Here is a 15464-nt window from a genome sequence, read left to right on the forward strand (position 1 = left end):
TTTTTACCCTCTATTCATAATGTCACGTAAATCCAACGCAGCGGCGTTGGCACGGGCTATATAAGTTGCCATTGTTAAGGAATAATTAGCTGTTACCCCGTAACCAGTGCCATTCAAAATCATCGGACTTAATACAGGTGACAAGGCATTTTCTAAAGCTTTAATCATAATGTCCACGGTGTTCATCGCCCGCTTATCCAACAAAATGTCATGAAAATCATATTTAACGGCTTTAAGTATGTGCAGCAACGCCCAACTAGAGCCACGGGCTTCGTAGAATACATCGTCAATCAAAAGCCAAGGCGTCTCACCCATAGGCGCAATTTTGGCATTTCTAACGGCGACATTAGGTTCGATAACCTCTAACCCAGGAATAAGCGCCGCACCAGCCGTACTTGAGCTTAAGCGAGTAGATAGATTACCTAGGCGCTTAATGACGACTTCGGTGTATTGCCAAAGATTGTCCGCACGGGAATAAAATTGCGCCCGTTTGACATTGCCTTCATATTTTTGCAGTCGAACCATGTATTTATGAAGCGCATCAATGCCTTTCTGATATTCCGCTTCAGTCGAAGGCAACGCCCAGGAATCATTTTCGTAATAAAAATAAGGTTCAGCTACTTTTAAATCGGGATCTTCATCAGACTGAGACTGGTCACGGGTAAAGTGATTTCGCAACGCTGTCGTCGCATCGCGTAACATCACCAAAGCTCCGTATTCAAAGTTTGATACGTTGTCGAGAAACACGCCCGGGGGCGCCACATCATTAGTTATATAACCACCTGATTTATGAAGCAAAACCTCGGCAATATGTGCCAGGGTATTGGTATAGGTATAGCCAAGTGGAATGTCAGTGGTTTTAGTTATCTTAGCCCGCTCCATGGCTTCATCCTGGATACTGAACTGCTGAGGCTCGGCACCCCACCAAACACCAAGAAAGACTAAAACCAGCAAAGATATAAGCACAAGCACACCAAAACCCCAGAGTATGCCCCTAGACTTTTCATCTTCAAGTAAATCGCTTGATGCCATTTCAGGTTTCCTGTGAGCTGTGGGTTGTGTTGAGGAGGGTTGGATTTGTTGTTGGATATATTGCAAACATGGTAACAGATTTTTGTTTATTTTGCCTATCCAGCAAGCTTATTGCGGCTTTTTTCTGGCCCGTGGATGCGCCTTATCATAGATTTCCGCGAGATGCTGAAAATCCAAATGGGTGTAGATTTGCGTGGTGCTGATATTGCTATGCCCCAACAGCTCCTGAACTGCCCGTAAATCCTGGCTGGATTCCAGCAAATGACTGGCGAACGAATGCCTGAGCATGTGCGGGTGGATGTGTTGGTCTATGCCCTTTTTTTTGCACCATTGCGACAACCTTAGCTCAATGCTGCGTTGACCTAAACGTCGTCCTTTGGTGGTCACGAATAATGCCACATTATCAATAGCCGTCATTTTTGCGCGTTCCTGCAACCAATTATTGATCGCTGTGACCGCTTTGCCGCCTATAGGCAGAATTCTGGATTTACCGCCCTTCCCTGAGCGGACTAGCAGTGAACGATCAGATAAATCAAGATCAACTAAATCTAACGAACTCAACTCACTTAACCTTAGTCCTGACGAATAAAACAATTCAAACATAGCAAGATCACGTATTTCCAGAGACGAACTCGCCCTTGCATCCAATAGCCCATTAATCTGATCGACATCCAAAGCTTTCGGTAATGTGCGTGCCTGTTTGGGGGCTTTGATGTGCTGTGCGGGATTACTTTCAGCCAAGCCATTTTTCAATAAGAAAGTGTAGAAGCTGCGGATAGCAGATAACTCACGTTGTAAGCTTTTACTGCCCATGCCCTTGCGATGCCTACTAGCAATGTGGGCGCGAACATCAGCTTGCTTAAGGTCAGTCCAGTTGAAGATGATCTTTTCTTTGCAATAAGCTGATAAGCGTTCAATATCACGTTGGTAACTTTTTACCGTGTGGATGGACGCACGTTTCTCATATTTAAGTTGATTTAAGAAGTTAGCCAGCATTTCCTCGGCGGCAGGCGACATTATTGCCCTTGTAACAACGCAATCAAGCGAGTGCCAACAATCTCGCTCATCTGAGTTAAAAACAGGCTGCCCATGCTGTAATGAAATCGTCCGTCTTCACGACTACCAACTGCCAAAAAACCTTCCAACTGAGTAAACATCATCGGCATAATGGCATACGATTGCACCTCAAGCGAGGAATCACCAAACAGGATTTTTGCTTGGGTCAAGGTAGGTTTTCCGCAGGTCGGCTCACTACTGGAAAGCTCTTTGCTGAATGGTTTTAGATCGTCACTGTCCGGTGCTATAAAGAGCTTGGAAAGCGTCGCATCAGGATTGTTTTTGATGATGCGGATAGCTACGAAATCGGTTAGGAAATACTCCGAAAGTACGATTTCCAGATTCTCAACAACTTCTTCAACGGTCTTGGAATCCAGCATTGCCAACGTCAGTTTGTGCATCCGCACATAAGACGTGTCGTTTTCCCTGGCAATCTCAATCAGCTCGGTTAACTGACCTTCCAGCTCCTGATGCCTACTCCTGAATATTTCCAATTGCTTGGAAATCAGCGATACCGCATTGCCACTGGGGTGCGGAATTCGCATTTGTTCAAGCAAATGCAGATGCTCATTGAAGAATTCTGGATGTTGTCGAAGATATTGTTCAATTTGTTTTGAAGTCAGATTCGATTTTTCTTGTTCATTCATAGCGTTATGTTTCCATCAAACTGATTTTTCCATCAAACACAGTCGTTGCAGGGCCTGTCATATATACCGGTTGGTCACGACCTACCCAGCTTATCGCAAGCTGTCCGCCAGGCAAATCGACGGTAACTTCGTTATCCAGCAAGTTTTGTTCAATTCCGACAACCACGGCGGCACACGCGCCGCTACCGCAGGCCAAAGTTTCCGCCGCACCACGTTCATAAACGCGAAGCTTAATATGCTTGCGATTGATCACTTGCATAAAACCGATATTGGCGCGTTCAGGGAAGAGCGTATGGCTTTCCAAAATCCGGCCTAAATCAGCCACAGGAGCTGATGTTATATTTTCAACTTGAATAACGGCGTGAGGATTACCCATAGACACCGCGCCTAACTCTGTCAGCGTGCCGTCAATTTCCACGGGATACGTTTGCGCTTCCTGGGCGGCAAGCAAAGGAATCTCAACGGGTGCATGTCTGGGTATGCCCATGTTGACCGTCACCAAATCATTCTCAGTTAACGTAAGCACAAGCTGGCCTGAGTCCGTATCAACGGTAATCGTATCGCCCGTAAACAAACCTTTTTCCCGCACAAACCGTGCAAAACAACGTGCGCCATTGCCGCATTGTGATACCTCACTACCATCGGCATTGAAAATACGGTATTTGAAGTCGGCGTTGCTACTCACTGCCTTTTCAACCAGCAACAGTTGATCGAAACCGATTCCGAAATGGCGGTCAGCCATGAAACGGATTTGTTCCGGCGATAACAAAAAGGTTTGCTTGATTGCGTCGATAACGACGAAATCATTGCCCAAACCGTGCATTTTGGCGAATTGAAGCATTATTTCTTACAAAAATTAAGGAAGAAGAGTGATTTATCTTTGATTAATCAAGTAACTTATCGTCTTCGCGTGGTGGTTCGCCGCCTTCGCGGGTCAAAATGTCCCGAAACGCCGCAAAATCAGCGCGATTTTTCCTGTCGGCAAAGAACTTGGCGGTATTCAATGCAGTCAGCTTTTCCGCGACCGCCATAGCCACAAACTGATTCAAGCTGATGCCTTCTTCTTTGGCGAGCTGTTCCACCGCCGCTTTTATCGAACGCGGCAACCGTAATGGATAAGTGTTGCTAGTCGTATTGCTCATTGTTTTATCCTCTTAAGTGCTTCCGAAGGTTTCAAGACTTCGATTCCGAATGTATTGGGTACGCTACCGTAATCGCGAAGATTAAAAGTGCCAATGGCATCGGCTTGCCCGTTAACCGCCGCTTCCAACACCATTTCATCCGCCGCGTCACGCAATTTTGGCCGCCAGAGAAAATACGTCGGGATAGGATCAACCAGCGCAGCAAGGGCATCCAAAAATTGCCCGACTTGCTTTTCATCCAAACCCGCAGCGTCCCGGTGTTCCGCCAAGCTGCAAGTCGCTTCGTACTCCACAACCAGCGGCACGTTGGCGACCAAGACAAACAAGCCGTCCAAAGCAGACACTAAAAGTGCCGCCGAAGCACCCGTAGGGCTTCGCATGGCGGAAACAACGACATCGGTATCCAAGACATATCTCATATCGTATATGATATGACAACCTAAGATTTGGTTCAAATATAAGGTGTTTTATTCCGGTAACACAAAAATGCGCCTCGTTCCTCGGCAGCATCCTATGCCCATTTTATGGTCTTGTTATTATTTTCAATAACAACTTTGGCCCCGGATTTAATTTAACATGACTTGACTCACTTTCTTTTTTTCTTAAAGCTTCCACGATTCGGCTTAGATCATTGCCATACCGTGCAGCGTGTTCCTTTCTGTAGCGACGGACTTCCTCAACGATTGGATCGTTAATCATCTAATATTCCTCCTAATTCTTCAGGTGAGCATAATTGTGGGCAGGCATACCCGCAAGATTCCACAAGCCGTGTTATAACTGCCTTTGTTTCAGCGTTATTGATGTTTTTGAAATTCCAAGTGAGCAAAAAATCCGCACCTTGAGCGGCAGCGATGCCAATATGCAATGCGTCTTCTTCGCTGCCCACTGGCACGGCATCATTAGCTAAAAGCAAATCAGCAACTTTAGTTGCCTCATCTGAAATGGTAAGACTGGCTATATCGGCAACGGTTTCAAGGCGAATCTGAGCAGCTTTGGGATCGCCCCTACCAATTTCCTCCTCCACCAAAATAGATATGCGAAGCTCAAATCGGTTTCGTTGGTTCTCCCACCAATCAAGAGTAATTGCTTGTCTGCCCGAGATGACAACATCACGGTTAGCCCGGGCTGTTAGATAGCTGATGACTGACGATTCAAGATAGACTATTGGTTTCATGAATATTCTGGATAAGAAAACACAAAGTGCTGTAGGTTGAGTTAGGCGCACAAAACTACTTTCGCAAAAATAATAACCGATTTGTCCGTGCGCCGTAACCCAACATTGGGCAGCAATTCAACTCCCGAACGTTGGGTTACGGCTCGCCCAAAGGTATACGATAGCTAAGTCCCAATGATTTTGCGAGCCTAACCCAACCTACAATTTACCCATCTTACGAGTTAAAGGTTACTTCTGACGATTTCCTTTTTCTGCTTTCGTCGTTGCTACTTCAGCCTTTTCTTCTGCCATATATGCCGCCTTTTTTTGCTTAAACTCAGCGGGTTCATAAATTCCACCCACAGAACGCACTTGCTGAGTATTGCAACTTGGATGTGCTGAAACAATCTCTTTAGGGCGTGCCGTAGGATGCGTAGGATTAAATGTATAGGGAAATACATCGCTTAATGGCCCAAAGACATAGTTTGTTTCTAAATGCCAGTCTTTTCCAGAGGCCCTCAGGGTATTTTTAGCTTCCTGCCAAAACGTACGTTGAGTTTCAAAGATGGGTAAGACAGCATTGCCATCTTTAAAACGGATATACAGGCAGTCTTTTTCAATAAGTAAGCTGCCTTCCTTAAAAGCATCCTTTATGTTGTTGCTATCTAACCCGTCACCATAGTTAAATACTCCCATATAAGGTAATTTTCCTACGATTGGCGGAGAAGGCTTCAGGTTGTCTTGTCCAGTCAGTGGATCGAATTTGGTATATTTATCATTGAGGATTAAACGGGCATATTGATGCGCTTGGGATAACTTACATTCCAATTGCGGTGGCGGTGTTACCCAACCGATATTTGTAGTATTGTATACCGTGGATTTTAAATCTATAGCTTGATTGCCGTAGTAACCCATGACTTTTCTACCTAACCACCTTGTGTATTTAACCGCTAGTTTATCTGGCGGCAGATATTCTGAAATAAGCACGGGTAAAACCTTGACACCGTTGTCTAGCTCTACATAAAAGCAATGATCGTTGCCGAGTTTGAGCGTACCAAGCTCACATTCAATAGAACCTTCTCCACATCGATATTCTTCCCACTCAAACCCTATAGCATTTAGCTCAACCGGTATTGACGATATGCTTGTTGCAACATGAATCTTAGACTTCGGGTTAGTAACTTGGGCTATTTCAGCCAAAACTTCATTGGCAGCAGCGGGTGGTAAAACGGCGATGGATTGGCAACTGACGGTAAAGAATAGTGCAGCTAAACATAAGCCGTTGGCGTGATAAATATTCATCTCAACTTTTCCTTTTAGAGACGTTATAACCGAAATAAACCCTGCTTCCCTATTGAGAACTTTAGAATTGAAGAAAATAGGGAAACAGTGCATTACCCTTAGATTAATACTTCAATTGATAACCTGCGTTATAAAGCTCATCCGTTGACATGTAGGTCAAAAATCCAGGATCATCGCCAGTAATTGGCAATGTTCCGCCATCATTACCACCGCACCAGCCTTTACCCTTGTGTATTATTGAACTCCAAGTCGAATTATTCTTACTAACTTTACTGAGCAAACCCACGGCAATATTTCCTATAAAAACTGGCCCGCCGCTATCACCTTGAAAGCAATCTAATTTAGGCCCAGCTACTTTCACCCATGTTTTGGAGCATACGACAGGTTTAGCAGGCTTTCCGGTCTTACCATCTGGGCCACAGCTTTTGAAAAGGATACTACCCACTAAACCTGGCATATATGCTTTATCTTTCACAGTTCCACAACTATAACCCGTGGTTTTACCATAATGACAGACAGTATTACCGACTACTGTGCTGGCGCGGGTACGGCGACCTGTCAGTGGTTTGGCTACATTGTCCGCAGCAAAAAACTGCGGTAACAGAATCGTTTGCAATAGCGGCGGCTTTACCGACATAACCTGAAAATCTTGGCTGGCATTATGAAATTCTTTAACATAAATTAAACCAAGTTTGTCATCTCCTACAGTTTTACGGTCATTAAGGGTTATATTGTAGTCGTAACAATGCGCCGCCGTCGTGGCATAAGATAGTCTGCCTGTCGCTTTATCCTTAATATTAAAGCCGGACGTACACCCGCCAAGCTGAGATGTTAATAACGGGCTTATTCTCATTGACATGATTTCTGATGCCCTAACACTTGCTGCAGCGTTGACTAATTTTGAACGCAGCTTGTTTATTTTGATAGGCAAATTGATAAACGAAGGAGCGGGACTAGCAAAACGGCTTGAGTTAGCAGTTGCCGTTTTCTTTGGCTCAACAATATCTAGCACCACTTCTCCGCTACGCTCGTCAATACCCGTCCCTTGGATACCCGGAATCGCGGCAAACTCTTTAAGATGGGCATCGCGAATTTTTTCAAGTTCTGCCAAGGTATAATCTGCACCTGATTGAAATTCAACTGGCAAATCAAGTATTTCAGAAAAAGGCACAGCGGTTTTATTCCGAATTGGAAAACTCGTATCCAATACCCTTGCATTACCCTTTAAGCGTACCACCAAATGGTAATAGGGTTTATGCTCAGCATACATGCCAGCTAAGCGGGTTTTATATTTATTTTGCAAATGGGCGACAACATCATCCGATGAAAGCTGAATAATTAAGTTACGCAATGCTTCAACAAAGCTAACCTTGTAGGTTTTGGAATATTCCATTGCATCCATATCAAGGGAGTGATCAGATGCAAGCATTGTAAATGCTTGATTTTGAGCATAAGCCACTGGCATTTGATAGGCAGCGACACCAAGCACAACGATGCCACAAAATCTGGATAAGCGTTTAGGGATTTTAATCATATTTCACCTTATTTTGGATTAATGAATGGTTACAAATCTGTGAGCCTATTTAAGCAGTACAATATAGACGGTAGCAATTAAAACATGGATTTGTGTGAATAGGCACTATATTTTTTACATGGCTATGAACAAGCCGCAGGTTGAATGGAATTTATTTCAGCTAATACTTTGAAATTAGTTTTGTAGGGTGGGCAACCTCAAGTTGCCCACTAAAACCGGAAACTCCGTAAACGGTGGGCAATTTGCCCACCCTACAGAGTCGGATATTAATTTTCATAACGCCAACAAATGTTCCCCCGCCCACAAATGCGAGATGCGCTCTCTATCCCGAATAACTCTAACTTTAGCACCATCAACCATAATCTCGGCACAGCGCGGCCTGGAATTGTAGTTGGAACTCATGCTAAAACCATATGCACCCGACGAACGTATCGCCAACAAATCACCCTGTTTTATTGATAACGCCCGGTCTTTACCCAGGAAATCGCCGGTTTCACATACGGGACCGACAATATCCCAATGTTGTTCGGTTACTTCGCTCCCTCTAGTAACCGGAATAATTTCCTGCCATGCACCATACAAAGAAGGCCGGATCAAATCGTTCATCGCCGCATCGACGATGGCGAAGTTTTTGTGTGCTGTGGTTTTCAGGTATTCGACCTGGGTAACTAATATGCCTGCATTGCCGACAATAGCACGTCCTGGTTCAAGCAAGATTTCATAAGGTTGCTTACCTAAACGCGCCAACATTACTTGTATGTATTCGGCTGGTTCGGGTGGATGCTCGTCTTTATAGCAAATACCCAAACCACCGCCTAAGTCGATGTGATGCAGGTGAACATCTTCAGCCTCAAGCGCATTCACCAGCTCAAGCACGCGATCCAAGGCATCCAAAAATGGTCTGGATTCGGTTAATTGCGAGCCGATGTGGCAATCTATCCCAACAATCTCGACATTCGCCATTGCCGCAGCACGGCGGTATTCGCCCAAAGCCTGATCTATATCAATACCAAACTTGTTTTCTTTTAATCCGGTGGATATATAAGGATGGGTTTTGGCATCGACATCAGGATTCACCCGAAACGAGACCGGTGCAATGACACCCAACTGGTGGGCTAAGATATTAATCCGATCCAATTCGCCGCTGACTTCAATATTAAAGCAGCGTATGCCAGTTTTTAATGCTGCCAATATCTCGTCTTCGCGCTTACCAACGCCGGAAAAAACGATTTTCTTCGGATCGCCACCTGCGGCAATCACGCGTTCCAATTCACCCAAGGAGACGATATCGAAACCCGAACCCAATCGCGCCAACAGGTTTAAAATAGCGATATTAGAATTGGCTTTTACCGCATAGCAGATTAAATGTTGTTGCCCACCAAAAGCGTCATCGAATGCTTTCCAGTGCCGCTCTAAAGTGGCTCGTGAATAAACGTAGCAAGGGCTGCCGTGTTGATAAATGATGTCTTGAACAGAAACGTCTTCAACATATAATTCGTCGTCTCGATAGTTAAAATAATCCATTGTTATTGGTCTTTTACGGGTTGTTTGATGTCTGGTTGCGGCGGCGGCTGTGGTTTTGTTTCCTGTTTTGGCGCAGCATCCTTATTAGTTTCAGGCTCTGCGTCCGGCTCTACATAGACGGGTGGCTTATTAGTCGGCAAATACAAAGGGCCAGGCTGACCACAGCCAGCTATCAATAAACAAAATAAAAATAAGGGATAACTATGGTCTTTCATGGATCGTTTTATTTTAAAGAAAAATTAGTTTGCATGATAAGCTGAAATGCAACAAAAGGCATCAGAAAGCAACAACTGGGTTCAATTTAATAGACATATATCCCTATCAAGACGGGTCTTTCACAAGGACTTAGCGTTAATCAAAACATGTAGCTGGTGGGCATGACTCATTTAAGTGCTGCCAGGACGGTATTTCGGTTTAATTCTGGCACCAATATATGAATAAAATCATAAATATAATCACGCAAAAAAGCATCGCGGCGCAGACCAAGATAGGTGGTGCTGGCAGGGAATAAATGACCGACATCCAACATCCGCAAATTTCCGTCACGCTCCTGGTCGTATGCCATCGCAGCCAACAAGCCAACACCTAAACCCAGGTTGACGTAAGTTTTTATCACATCGGCATCAATCGCGGTCAACACCACATTTGGCTCAAGACCAGCTTGATTGAACACACGTTTGACAACTGACCCGCCAGTAAAAGAAAAATCATAAGTAATCAGAGGATAACGGACAATTTTTTCCAAGGTGAGCGGGAGATCATTCCATAAGGGATGCTCATAAGGTGCGACAACACAGCGATTCCATTGGTAGCAAGGCAAACACAAAAGGTTTTCGTAAGTACTGATAGACTCCGTTGCAATACCTATATCCGCTTCGCCACTCACGACTTGTTCCGCCACTTGCGATGGATTACCCTGATGTATCGTCAAAGTAACATTGGGATATTCCTGCATGAATTGCTTGACGGCTGGCGGTAAGAAATAACGCGCTTGGGTGTGGGTTGTGGCTATGGTTAATGTTCCCCGATCCTTTTGGGTGAATTCTTCACCAACCCGCTTGATGTTATCCAGTTCACGCAACACCCGCTCGGCAAGATTGACAATAATTTTACCTGGCTCAGTAATGCCAATCAGCCGCTTGCCGTTGCGCTGGAATATCAGCAGCTTAAGCTCTTCTTCCAGTAATTGAACCTGCCTGCTAACCCCTGATTGCGAGGTATGCAAAGCTTCGGAAGCATTTGAAATACTGAGATTTTGCTGAACTATCTCACGAATGTAGCGTAATTGGATTAGGTTCATTAGTTCTTTCTTTATGACAAAATTGCATAAAGTTAGCATAACATATTATTAAAAGACGGGGTATGTGGCAGGTATAATGTGCCTTTATCTCAATCAAACATTCAACAGGGATTACTTTTCATGAATTTGATGTACTCGGCTTCGGGTTTTGCAGTGGGCTTATTGGTCGGTATTACCGGTGTCGGCGGTGGCTCACTGATGACACCTTTGCTGGTGTTTTTATTCGGTTTCAAGGCATCGGTAGCCGTGGGAACTGATCTCTTATATGCCGCCATCACCAAAACGGCTGGGGTCTTCGTGCATCATGGCAAGCACCGTTCAGTAGATTGGCCAATTGTCGCTTGGCTTTCGTTAGGCAGCTTACCTTTTGCTGTCTTGACCCTGTTTGCCATTAAGCATTATATGGATATTGGCAAGGAAACTACCGGAATCATTACCTATTCGCTTGGAATCGCCCTGATCCTGACTTCCTGCGCTTTGTTAATTCGTGCGGTTATTTTGCGTAAATCCAAAGCCTTGGGGCAACTTGATGACGACTACAGCAATATGATGAATGCTGGACGTTTCTCACCGCGTTGGCAAATACCCATAACGATACTTACCGGCGCGATTTTAGGTGTGCTAGTGACTTTGTCATCTGTGGGCGCAGGTGCATTGGGTACGGTTGCCTTGCTGTTTCTTTTTCCACGCGAGAGTACCTTGAAAATTGTTGGCACCGACCTCGCCCATGCCATCCCGCTTACCGCCGTCGCGGGCTGGGGACATCTTATGTTGGGGAATGTTGACCTGACGTTACTGGGTAGCTTACTGGTGGGTTCATTACCTGGCATCTGGATAGGCAGTCATTTGAGCGCAAAAATTCCCGAACATTATTTACGGCCTGTGTTGGCTTCGGTATTACTGCTGATTGGGCTGAAGTTTGTTACGCAATGAGAACGTCATGAAAACCCTTTAAAAAGAGACCGAAGGCCAAATTACCATTGGCAACTTCAAGAATGACGGGAACGTGTTATTTAATCCAGGCTTGCCTAAATAACCGTTCGTTATCGTTATTTACCAGTAGGTACACCAAAACCTTCTCCCGTGGGAGAAGGTTGAGTGAGGGGAAATCCGTACAATCTTAATGCTGAACAACTTTAGGTAAAGTTTTAGCTTCTTCAATCCAAGTGGTCACTTGAGTCAATGAAGGTGTGGTTTTAGCCAGGTGTTTTTCATCATTGGCTTGCGATAATGCTTTTTGCAGATTTTCCGCATTTCGTTGTGCCAATTCAGGTACGGTATCTACACCCGCTGCTTCCAGTAATTCTGAAAACTGACCGGCAACACCTTTGATGCGAAATAAATCGGCATGATTAACCCAAGTCAGGATCAATTTGGCGCCAATGCCCGTCTTTGCAGATAATTCATCGCGGCCTTTTGCCGTTGCGCCGGATTCAAGTAGTTTTTCTACCGTATTGATATCCGCTGCTTTGAGTTTCTCAGCATATTGTGGGCCGATGCCTTCAATATCATCAATTTGTGCCATTAGCACCTCCTTAATTAATTTGATAAGATGTTGGTTAAATAGCCTGAATGGATAACCCACTCTGCTGGGTGCAATAGTATCATCAGTTTAGCCGCTAAGTCGCCATTAAATAAATTCACCTACCCAACCTAAGCCATCTTTGAGATGATACGGATTAGTCTTTTTATCTTGCTATATTACCTATTATTAAATACCACTAACCATGACCGAATCAGCAGACGTTTTATTTTCCGAAGCAAAAAGTGTAATCCCTGGCGGTGTCAATTCGCCAGTCCGCTCATTTAGCGGTGTCGGTGGAACACCCGTTTTTATTGACCATGCCCAAGGCGCTTATATCTACGACAGTATGGGCAAGCGTTATATTGATTACGTTGGCTCGTGGGGGCCGATGGTCTTGGGACACGCCCATCCCGAAGTTATTTCGGCAGTCAAAACCGCTGCTGACAAGGGCTTAAGTTTCGGCGCACCCACAGAAATTGAAACGCTGTTGGCGCAGAAAGTGTGTGAATTAGTGCCGTCTATCGACCTGGTGCGTATGGTCAGCTCCGGCACGGAAGCCACGATGAGCGCGATTCGCTTGGCGCGTGGTTACACAGGACGGGATAAAATCGTCAAATTTGAGGGCTGCTATCATGGACATGCTGATTCTTTGCTGGTGAAAGCGGGGTCCGGCGCATTAACGCTGGGCGTGCCAAGTTCACCAGGGGTATCCGCAGCCGTTGCCGAAAACACCTTGACGCTGCCTTATAATGATAACGAGGCAGTAACGAAACTGTTTGCTGAAATGGGCGAGCAAATTGCCTGTATCATCGTTGAACCTGTTGCTGGCAACATGAATTGTGTGCCGCCCGCTCCTGGATTTTTACAGACCCTGCGCCAAGTGTGTGACGAATACCATGCTGTATTGATTTTTGATGAAGTAATGACCGGATTTCGTGTGGGATTATCAGGTGCACAAGGGCTTTATGGCATCAAACCTGATTTGACCACGCTAGGTAAAGTCTTGGGTGGCGGAATGCCAGTCGGGGCTTTTGGTGGGCAACGTAAAATTATGGAATATCTCGCCCCCTTGGGGCCAGTTTACCAAGCTGGGACATTATCGGGCAATCCCGTTGCAATGGCGGCTGGCCTGAAAACGCTTGAATTGATTAGCGCACCTGGTTTTTACGAATCGTTAACGGCAAAAACCGAAAAACTCACTTCTGGTTTGAAAGGACGGGCGGATAAGGCAGGAATTGCATTCACCACCAACAACGTCGGCGGCATGTTCGGCCTGTTTTTCAATAATGAAGAAAAAATCACCCGCTTTGCTCAAGTGATGGCTTGCGACCAATCCTTATTCAAACGCTTCTTTCATGCAATGTTGGCAGAAGGCATTTATCTTGCCCCTTCCGCATTTGAAGCAGGTTTTGTCTCCGCAGCACATTCCGATGAAGACCTGGAACAAACGCTAGCTATTGCCGAAAAAATCTTCGTCCAGTTAACGTAAGTAGGAACAACCGTTGACCGTCACGGAGTTTATTAATAACCTACCACCTTGGACAATCGCACTCGCCGGCCTAATCGTCGGCGCAATACTGATGCGGCTTTTTACCCATAAAGATAAAATCGCCATCCAGCAATTGTCGATCAATATTGCCGTTTCTGAAGAAAAAATAAAACATCTGCAAGCCGTTGAAAATGATCTAAAACAATATCAACAACTGCTTACCTCCGCCAAAACCAAGAACGCCGAACTGCAAACCCGCATTGCAGAACAAGAAAGAAGCACTTACGAAAAACTCAAATTGTTACAAAATGCTGAGACCCAACTAAAAACCCAATTTGAAAATTTGGCCGGAAAAATCTTTGAAGACCGCAGCAAACAGTTTGCCGAACAAAATAAAACTAGTCTCGACCATATCGTCACACCGCTTAGGGAACAACTGGGCGAATTCAAGCAACGGATAGAAACCGTTTACGACAATGAAAACAAGGACAGGATTACGCTTCGAGAGGAAATCGTATCACTCCGGCGCGATACCGCGAAAATGAACCAGGAAGCGCTCAACCTAACCCGTGCACTGAAAGGAGACAAAAAAAACCAAGGTAATTGGGGTGAGATGATCCTGGAAAAGGTGTTGGAACGTTCAGGCCTGCGGAAAGGCATTGAATACGAAACCCAGAGTGCATTCCGCGATGACGATAACCGCCTGTTTAAACCAGATGTCATTATCCATCTACCCGAGAACAAAGATGTCATTATCGATTCCAAAGTCTCGTTATTGGCATATGAACGGTATTGTTCATCTGAAGACGACCAAGAACGCATGATCGCCATCAGGCAACATACCGGCGCAGTACGTGAACACATCAAGAGCCTGAGTGACAAGGATTATTCCGGCTTACATGGCATCAAATCTCTGGATTTTGTGCTCCTGTTCATGCCCATTGAAGCCGCATTTGTTGCTGCTTTTCAGGCTGATGAACGCTTATTTACCGATGCGTTCGAGCATAAAATCATCGTCGTCACGCCCACAACCTTACTGGCGACTTTACGGACGATTGAAAATATCTGGCGTTACGAACGGCAAAACGAAAACGCTCGTGCAATCGCCGAAAAAGCGGGGATCGTCTACGACAAGATACGTGGATTTGTGGAAGAACTCGACAAACTAGGCAAACAACTTAGCACCGTTCATACGACCTACGATGGCGTCATGAACAAACTGACCCAGGGCAATGGCAATCTTATCCGGCAAGCCAGCAGTTTTGTTGACCTGGGTGTTAAAGTCAAAAAAACCTTCCCTAAAAACATTAGCAATCAGGCGGGGATTAAAACGGATGAAGATTAAAAAATGACTTTGATGATGCGTTAGCAAGAAACTTGTGCTTATCTTCAATCAAAGTTCATTTTCTAATACTCTCTTACTTTTGATAGATGATCTACCATACCATCTGACATAAGTATTTATACGTATTTACATAGACACCTAGTTTCATATAATGCTCACGTCGGTAGTTATAAGATTCCGTATTTAATTAAGTACGGATTTTGAACATTGAAACAGTCTTTTTTTCTATAAGTTCATTGATAATTATCGGCAATTAGCATATTATCGACACCCGTTCCTGTTTTATCAATCAACAAGGTCAAACTTGGTGTGAGCCAAGCAAGGGAAAGCCACAGGTCTTTTGCTATAGCCAAAGACAGATAGGTTGCATTTTTCAATATGGTTGACATCATGGACTTTTAAAAATGTCGCATAG

The 15464-nt window shown here is 44.8% G+C and carries 17 protein-coding genes; 3 read left to right on the plus strand and 14 right to left on the minus strand.

Annotated features, from left to right (window positions below; translation table 11 throughout):
• Positions 1–3: 3 nt before the first annotated feature.
• From ABL924_RS00340 to ABL924_RS00395, 12 genes are all read right to left on the minus strand, one after another.
• A complete protein-coding gene (locus ABL924_RS00340) occupies positions 4–1032 on the minus strand; it encodes a DUF2333 family protein (protein ID WP_349025068.1) in 1029 nt (342 codons plus the stop codon).
• A gap of 108 nt (positions 1033–1140) precedes the next feature.
• Complete coding sequence (gene xerC / locus ABL924_RS00345; protein WP_349025069.1) at positions 1141–2049, minus strand: tyrosine recombinase XerC; 909 nt, start codon at positions 2047–2049, stop codon at positions 1141–1143.
• Complete coding sequence (locus ABL924_RS00350; protein ID WP_349025070.1) at positions 2049–2735, minus strand: DUF484 family protein; 687 nt, start codon at positions 2733–2735, stop codon at positions 2049–2051. The genes xerC and ABL924_RS00350 overlap by 1 nt, the downstream gene beginning before the upstream one ends.
• Before the next feature lie 4 nt (positions 2736–2739).
• The gene (gene dapF / locus ABL924_RS00355) at positions 2740–3576 is read right to left on the minus strand and encodes a diaminopimelate epimerase (RefSeq protein WP_349025071.1); all 837 of its coding nucleotides are present in this window, start codon (positions 3574–3576) and stop codon (positions 2740–2742) included.
• Between the two features lie 43 nt (positions 3577–3619).
• Complete coding sequence (locus tag ABL924_RS00360; RefSeq protein WP_349025072.1) at positions 3620–3877, minus strand: toxin-antitoxin system HicB family antitoxin; 258 nt, start codon at positions 3875–3877, stop codon at positions 3620–3622.
• Positions 3874–4296, minus strand: coding sequence for a putative toxin-antitoxin system toxin component, PIN family (locus ABL924_RS00365; protein ID WP_349025073.1), 423 nt, complete (start codon positions 4294–4296; stop codon positions 3874–3876). Before ABL924_RS00365 ends, ABL924_RS00360 begins: the two co-directional genes overlap by 4 nt.
• A 272-nt stretch (positions 4297–4568) precedes the next feature.
• Positions 4569–5051 (minus strand): type II toxin-antitoxin system VapC family toxin, encoded by a 483-nt coding sequence (locus ABL924_RS00370; protein ID WP_349025074.1) that lies wholly within the window; start codon positions 5049–5051, stop codon positions 4569–4571.
• Positions 5052–5279: 228 nt separating this feature from the next.
• Positions 5280–6332, minus strand: coding sequence for a hypothetical protein (locus ABL924_RS00375; RefSeq protein WP_349025075.1), 1053 nt, complete (start codon positions 6330–6332; stop codon positions 5280–5282).
• A gap of 103 nt (positions 6333–6435) precedes the next feature.
• A complete protein-coding gene (locus tag ABL924_RS00380) occupies positions 6436–7866 on the minus strand; it encodes a trypsin-like serine protease (protein WP_349025076.1) in 1431 nt (476 codons plus the stop codon).
• 273 nt (positions 7867–8139) lie between these two features.
• A complete protein-coding gene (gene lysA / locus ABL924_RS00385) occupies positions 8140–9390 on the minus strand; it encodes a diaminopimelate decarboxylase (RefSeq protein WP_349025077.1) in 1251 nt (416 codons plus the stop codon).
• Positions 9391–9392: 2 nt separating this feature from the next.
• On the minus strand, positions 9393–9605 hold the full coding sequence (locus tag ABL924_RS00390; protein ID WP_349025078.1) for a lipoprotein: 213 nt from the start codon (positions 9603–9605) through the stop codon (positions 9393–9395).
• Positions 9606–9772: 167 nt separating this feature from the next.
• Entirely contained in the window at positions 9773–10690 is a 918-nt protein-coding gene (locus ABL924_RS00395) for a CysB family HTH-type transcriptional regulator (protein ID WP_349025079.1), read from the minus strand.
• Between the two features lie 120 nt (positions 10691–10810).
• Between ABL924_RS00395 and ABL924_RS00400 the strand changes: the two genes are divergently transcribed.
• Positions 10811–11623: a sulfite exporter TauE/SafE family protein gene (locus ABL924_RS00400; RefSeq protein WP_349025080.1), complete on the plus strand. Its 813-nt coding sequence runs from the start codon at positions 10811–10813 to the stop codon at positions 11621–11623.
• Between the two features lie 187 nt (positions 11624–11810).
• Here the strand turns inward: ABL924_RS00400 and ABL924_RS00405 are convergent, their stop codons facing one another.
• Positions 11811–12215, minus strand: a complete 405-nt coding sequence (locus ABL924_RS00405; protein WP_349025081.1) for a DUF4332 domain-containing protein — start codon at positions 12213–12215, stop codon at positions 11811–11813.
• Between the two features lie 202 nt (positions 12216–12417).
• Between ABL924_RS00405 and hemL the strand changes: the two genes are divergently transcribed.
• Together hemL and rmuC are read left to right on the plus strand one after the other, a co-directional pair.
• Positions 12418–13704: a glutamate-1-semialdehyde 2,1-aminomutase gene (gene hemL, locus ABL924_RS00410; protein WP_349025082.1), complete on the plus strand. Its 1287-nt coding sequence runs from the start codon at positions 12418–12420 to the stop codon at positions 13702–13704.
• A gap of 13 nt (positions 13705–13717) precedes the next feature.
• Positions 13718–15049: a DNA recombination protein RmuC gene (gene rmuC / locus ABL924_RS00415; protein ID WP_349025083.1), complete on the plus strand. Its 1332-nt coding sequence runs from the start codon at positions 13718–13720 to the stop codon at positions 15047–15049.
• Positions 15050–15282: 233 nt separating this feature from the next.
• Here the strand turns inward: rmuC and ABL924_RS00420 are convergent, their stop codons facing one another.
• Positions 15283–15441, minus strand: a complete 159-nt coding sequence (locus ABL924_RS00420; protein WP_349025084.1) for a hypothetical protein — start codon at positions 15439–15441, stop codon at positions 15283–15285.
• Positions 15442–15464: the final 23 nt, after the last annotated feature.

Source organism: Methyloglobulus sp. (assembly GCF_040079455.1).
In the GTDB taxonomy this organism is placed as follows: Bacteria; Pseudomonadota; Gammaproteobacteria; order Methylococcales; family Methylomonadaceae; genus Methyloglobulus.

Excerpts from the sequence above, each read along its gene's own strand:
- ABL924_RS00380 (WP_349025076.1), bottom strand. The coding sequence starts at position 7,866 with ATGATTAAAATCCCTAAACGCTTATCCAGATTTTGTGGCATCGTTGTG.
- dapF (WP_349025071.1), bottom strand. The coding sequence starts at position 3,576 with ATGCTTCAATTCGCCAAAATGCACGGTTTGGGCAATGATTTCGTCGTT.
- ABL924_RS00395 (WP_349025079.1), bottom strand. The coding sequence starts at position 10,690 with ATGAACCTAATCCAATTACGCTACATTCGTGAGATAGTTCAGCAAAAT.
- ABL924_RS00390 (WP_349025078.1), bottom strand. The coding sequence starts at position 9,605 with ATGAAAGACCATAGTTATCCCTTATTTTTATTTTGTTTATTGATAGCT.
- ABL924_RS00420 (WP_349025084.1), bottom strand. The coding sequence starts at position 15,441 with ATGATGTCAACCATATTGAAAAATGCAACCTATCTGTCTTTGGCTATA.
- ABL924_RS00340 (WP_349025068.1), bottom strand. The coding sequence starts at position 1,032 with ATGGCATCAAGCGATTTACTTGAAGATGAAAAGTCTAGGGGCATACTC.
- ABL924_RS00375 (WP_349025075.1), bottom strand. The coding sequence starts at position 6,332 with ATGAATATTTATCACGCCAACGGCTTATGTTTAGCTGCACTATTCTTT.
- ABL924_RS00365 (WP_349025073.1), bottom strand. The coding sequence starts at position 4,296 with ATGAGATATGTCTTGGATACCGATGTCGTTGTTTCCGCCATGCGAAGC.
- hemL (WP_349025082.1), top strand. The coding sequence starts at position 12,418 with ATGACCGAATCAGCAGACGTTTTATTTTCCGAAGCAAAAAGTGTAATC.
- ABL924_RS00400 (WP_349025080.1), top strand. The coding sequence starts at position 10,811 with ATGAATTTGATGTACTCGGCTTCGGGTTTTGCAGTGGGCTTATTGGTC.
- ABL924_RS00350 (WP_349025070.1), bottom strand. The coding sequence starts at position 2,735 with ATGAATGAACAAGAAAAATCGAATCTGACTTCAAAACAAATTGAACAA.
- ABL924_RS00360 (WP_349025072.1), bottom strand. The coding sequence starts at position 3,877 with ATGAGCAATACGACTAGCAACACTTATCCATTACGGTTGCCGCGTTCG.
- lysA (WP_349025077.1), bottom strand. The coding sequence starts at position 9,390 with ATGGATTATTTTAACTATCGAGACGACGAATTATATGTTGAAGACGTT.
- ABL924_RS00405 (WP_349025081.1), bottom strand. The coding sequence starts at position 12,215 with ATGGCACAAATTGATGATATTGAAGGCATCGGCCCACAATATGCTGAG.
- xerC (WP_349025069.1), bottom strand. The coding sequence starts at position 2,049 with ATGTCGCCTGCCGCCGAGGAAATGCTGGCTAACTTCTTAAATCAACTT.
- ABL924_RS00370 (WP_349025074.1), bottom strand. The coding sequence starts at position 5,051 with ATGAAACCAATAGTCTATCTTGAATCGTCAGTCATCAGCTATCTAACA.